Raw genomic sequence first — 3,856 nt, 5'->3', positions numbered from 1 at the left:
CGGGCTCGGCGGCCACGGCCGTACGCACGGCGTCGACGACGGCCGGGTCGGTGAGCGGGTCGACGCTGGTGCGCCCCTCCGCGAGCGCGAGCAGCGCGGGCCCGGTCAGCTCGAAGGGCACCGGCCCCGCCATGTCCAGCAGGACGGTGTCGGCCTTCTCGTGCGCGGCGGCCTGGAGCGCCTGGTGCAGCGGTACGGCGACGGGCCGCGCGGCGGCGTCCCAGCGGGCGAGCGAGTCCGTGGAGGTGAAGGCGGGCAGCGCGGTGCGCCCCTGCGCCTTCAGCGTGGGCACGGCCATGTCGCTGGTCTTCTCCCGGCGCAGCCCGTTCTCGTCCACCTCGACCTCACCGAGCACGGCGACGACGGGCACGAGCAGCCGGGCACCCTTCAGGGCCTCCAGTACGGGTCCGACGGCGGTGCGGTCCTCGGCCCAGGCCGCGAGCGCGGCGGTCAGCCGGGGGTCGGCGGAGCCGTCGTCGTCGGAGAAACCGGGGTCGGGAATGTTCTTGTTCGCCACGGTGCCCGAGCCTAGCGGGGGCGGGTCCGGGGGAAGTCGGTGGGTTTGCGGCGGGCGGTAACGCGGGCGTCACCGGGCTCACAGGAAACCGGGATTCGCTGACCTGCCTCTAACGTCCCCCTAACGGAACGCACAGCCCGTGCCCCGAGCATCGCGGCATGGAGTCCTCCCGGGGCGGCCGAGGCCGTCGTCGTCACCGTGGCCGCCGCCGTCCGCTGCTGTACGCCGCGCTGGTGGCCGTCGTGATCGGCGGGGTCACGGCGGGTGGCACGGTCTATGTGAAGGCGCGGGCACACGACGGGGGGCGGGCCGTATCGTCGGCGGCGTCGCCGTCGGCTTCCGCCCCGGCGGCCGAGGAGGAGGCTTCGGTGGAACCCGTGACACGATCCGCCGCCGTGGACCGTACGGCGCTGCTCCGCAGGGCGATGGAGGCGGTGGACCTGCCCTCGGGCGCGGCCGTCTCGGCGGCGGTGCTCGACCTGGACTCCGGGCAGAGCGCGGTGTACGGCGAGGCGGACTTCGCCACCGCGAGCATCGTCAAGGTGGACATCCTCGCCGCGCTGCTCCTCCGGGCACAGGACGAGGGACGGCACCTGACGGCGGCGGAGAAGGCGTACGCCGTGAAGATGATCGAGGCCAGCGACAACGCCTCCGCCAGCACGCTGTGGCATGTCATCGGCGGGGCGGACGGGCTCGACGCGGCCAACAAGCGCTTCGGGATGACGGGGACCTCGGCGGGCACGGACGGTCTGTGGGGCCTGACCCGCACGACGGCCAAGGACCAACTCGCGCTGCTCCGGCAGGTGTTCGGGGACGACTCGCTGCTGAGCACCGCCTCGCGGGCGTACGTCCGCGAGCTGATGGAGTCCGTGAACGCCGACCAGCGCTGGGGTGTCTCGGCCGCCGCCGAGGGCGGTACCACCGCCCTGAAGAACGGCTGGCTGCCCCGCAGTACGACGGGCCTGTGGGTGGTGAACAGCATCGGGCGGATACGGGCGGCCGACGGCACCTTCTACCTGGTCGCGGTGCTGTCCAGCGGGACGGCGAGCCAGGCGAGGGGGGTCTCGCTGGTGGAGTCGGCGGCGGGGGCGGCGGTGTCGGCGTTCACCCGTGACACCTAGGGCACCTAGGGGGTCTAAGGGAGTCGAGGGGCTTCGTGTCCCTGAGACCCGTAGGGGCCCCCTAGGGGATCAGGCCCCCGGTGTTCTCCCGGCGGCTGCGCCACAGCACCACCGCCGCGACCAGCAGCACCCCGCCCGTGCCGCCCGCGAGCGGGGCCGCCCAGTCGGTCGCGCTGCCCGCCGACTTGGGGGCGTCGGGGCCCGCGCCGAAGTACTTGCCGTTGTACGCCGCCGACTTCAGGCCCTGCGCCTTGAGACCGGTCGCGGACTTGAGCGCGGCGGCCGGGTCGATCATGCCGAAGCCGCGCGAGTCGTCGCGGCCGCCGGCCGGGGCGTTGCGGGCGGTGTCCTCCAGGAGCTTCTTGACCTGGGCGGGGGTGAGGTCGGGGTGGGCCGCCTTGATCAGGGCCGCCGCGCCGGAGACGAAGGCGGAGGCGGCCGAGGTGCCCCAGCCCTCGTAGTAGCGGTGGTCGGGGTCCGCGATCACGACGTCCACGCCGGGCGCGCTGACCGTGGCGTACCAGCGGCGGGTGGAGAAGGAGGCGCGGGTGCCGTAGCGGTCCACGGCGGTGGCGACGACGACACCGGGGTAGGCCGCCGGGTAGGAGACATGGTCCCCCTTGTCGCCGCCGTTGCCCGCCGAGGCGACGACGACCACGCCCTTGCGCAGGGCGTACTGCACGGCCTCGTCCTCGGTGGGCTCGGGGTGCGCGGAGTCGGAGTCGTCGCCGAGGGAGAGGTTGATGACGTCGGCGCCGTGGTCGGCGGCCCAGTGGATGCCCTCGGCGAGGGCGTTGGCACGGGTGGTGCGGGCCTTGCCGCGGGCGGGGTCGCCGTCCTCCAGGATGACCCGTACGGGGAGGATCTTCGCCTTGGGCGCGACGCCCATGACACCGGCCGCGTCCCCGGGGCCGTGACCGTGCCCGGCGATGATGCCCGCCATGGCGGTGCCGTGCCGGGCCCAGGCGCGGTCACCGGGTCCGGCGCCGAAACCGATCATGTCCTTGCCGGTCAGGACGTTCCCGGCGAGGTCCGGGTGGTCGTCCTCCACTCCGGTGTCCAGGACGGCGACGGTGACGCCCTGACCCTGGGTCGTACGCCACGCGTCGTCCAGGTGGAGGGCGTCCAGGCCCCACTGCTGGGCCCGGATGCCGTCCGCGTGGGCGGCGGTGGCGGGGAACAGCACGAGGGAGGCGGCGGCGAGCAGGCTCAGCGCCGGGCGGGTGACGGCGCGGGCGGCGCGCAGGGGGCGGCCGACGCGCACGGATCGGGCGGTGCGTACGGACCAGGCGGTGCGTACAGGTCGGGCGGTGCGGGTCGGGCGCCTCATGCGGGTTTCTCCGTGGCCGGTCCAACTCTCTGTCTCAGCCGCCGCTCGACACGGTCGGCCAGGCCCTGCGCCTCGTTGCCGAGACCGGCCTGCGCCGGTGCGCTGGTGGCACCGCCGCGTACGGCGTCCGCCGCGGGCTCGGGTGTGTCGACGGTGCGGCCGTCGGCCCAGCCGGAGACGGCGAAGGCGACGACCGGGGCGTCCGTGAGGACGTCGACGGTCCAGCTGGCGCGCTGCGCGTCCCCGAACGTCGCGGCCACCGTGCCCTTGGCGGCGTACGGCCGGGGCAGCAGGTCGGTGCGCCGGTCCAGGTGTTCGCTGCGGAAGCGGTTGGCGAGCGAGGTCATGGCGGCGGGGTCGCCCTTGGTGAACAGCAGGCCGACGGTGGTGACATAGCTCTGGGTGGCGTCGGTGTAGGTGGCACGCAGCAGCCTGCGGCAGCCGACGGGGGCGAGCACGCGGCGCAGCAACGGGTCGACGGCGTCGGCGCAGCCGCTGTCGGGAGCCACGGCGATCCGGGTCCAGACGCGGTCGGCCCCGCCGGGTCCGGCGCCCTTGCCGTCGACGGTGGGCGGAAAGAGCTGGTCCACGGGCACGTTGTGCCAGAGCGCCCCGGCGGCCTCGTAGGCACTGGCGGGCGCCTCGGCACCCCCGTCCCCGCTCAGCCAACTGCCCACGGCGGCACCACCGATGAGCCCCAGCCCGAGCACGACACAGACGGCGGCGCCGACGACACGCCCCCGCACCCACCCCATCGGCCCCGGCTCCCGCACCCCGCCGAACGGCTCCGGCTCCCCGAACGTCCCGAGCGACCACGCGGGCGTCCCGGCACTCCAGTTGTAGGCGGGGTCGGGCGACGGCGGGGGGCTGCCGAGGAGGGGCTGGGCG

The 3,856-nt window shown here is 74.9% G+C and carries 4 protein-coding genes; 1 reads left to right on the top strand and 3 read right to left on the bottom strand.

Features of this window, described 5'->3' with window-relative positions:
* The coding region (locus GTW40_RS08700) for an SseB family protein (protein ID WP_161179581.1) at positions 1-517 on the bottom strand (517 nt) is incomplete at its 3' end.
* A gap of 158 nt (positions 518-675) precedes the next feature.
* Here GTW40_RS08700 and GTW40_RS08695 point away from each other — a divergent pair.
* Positions 676-1,638 (top strand): serine hydrolase, encoded by a 963-nt coding sequence (locus GTW40_RS08695; protein WP_161179580.1) that lies wholly within the window; start codon positions 676-678, stop codon positions 1,636-1,638.
* 61 nt (positions 1,639-1,699) lie between these two features.
* Here the strand turns inward: GTW40_RS08695 and mycP are convergent, their stop codons facing one another.
* Together mycP and GTW40_RS08685 are read right to left on the bottom strand one after the other, a co-directional pair.
* Positions 1,700-2,968, bottom strand: a complete 1,269-nt coding sequence (mycP, locus tag GTW40_RS08690; RefSeq protein ID WP_237525410.1) for a type VII secretion-associated serine protease mycosin — start codon at positions 2,966-2,968, stop codon at positions 1,700-1,702.
* Positions 2,965-3,723, bottom strand: a complete 759-nt coding sequence (locus GTW40_RS08685; RefSeq protein ID WP_202485602.1) for a hypothetical protein — start codon at positions 3,721-3,723, stop codon at positions 2,965-2,967. Before GTW40_RS08685 ends, mycP begins: the two co-directional genes overlap by 4 nt.
* Positions 3,724-3,856 lie beyond the last annotated feature (133 nt).

The sequence above is a fragment of the Streptomyces sp. SID4985 genome (assembly GCF_009863025.1).
In the GTDB taxonomy this organism is placed as follows: Bacteria; Actinomycetota; Actinomycetes; order Streptomycetales; family Streptomycetaceae; genus Streptomyces.
Note: the sequence above shows the minus strand (reverse complement) of the source record. Positions and strands in the feature narration are given on the sequence as shown.

What these genes read in the sequence shown, in the direction of transcription:
- GTW40_RS08695 (WP_161179580.1), top strand. Translation starts at nt 676, where the DNA reads ATGGAGTCCTCCCGGGGCGGCCGAGGCCGTCGTCGTCACCGTGGCCGC.
- mycP (WP_237525410.1), bottom strand. Translation starts at nt 2,968, where the DNA reads ATGAGGCGCCCGACCCGCACCGCCCGACCTGTACGCACCGCCTGGTCC.
- GTW40_RS08685 (WP_202485602.1), bottom strand. Translation starts at nt 3,723, where the DNA reads ATGGGGTGGGTGCGGGGGCGTGTCGTCGGCGCCGCCGTCTGTGTCGTG.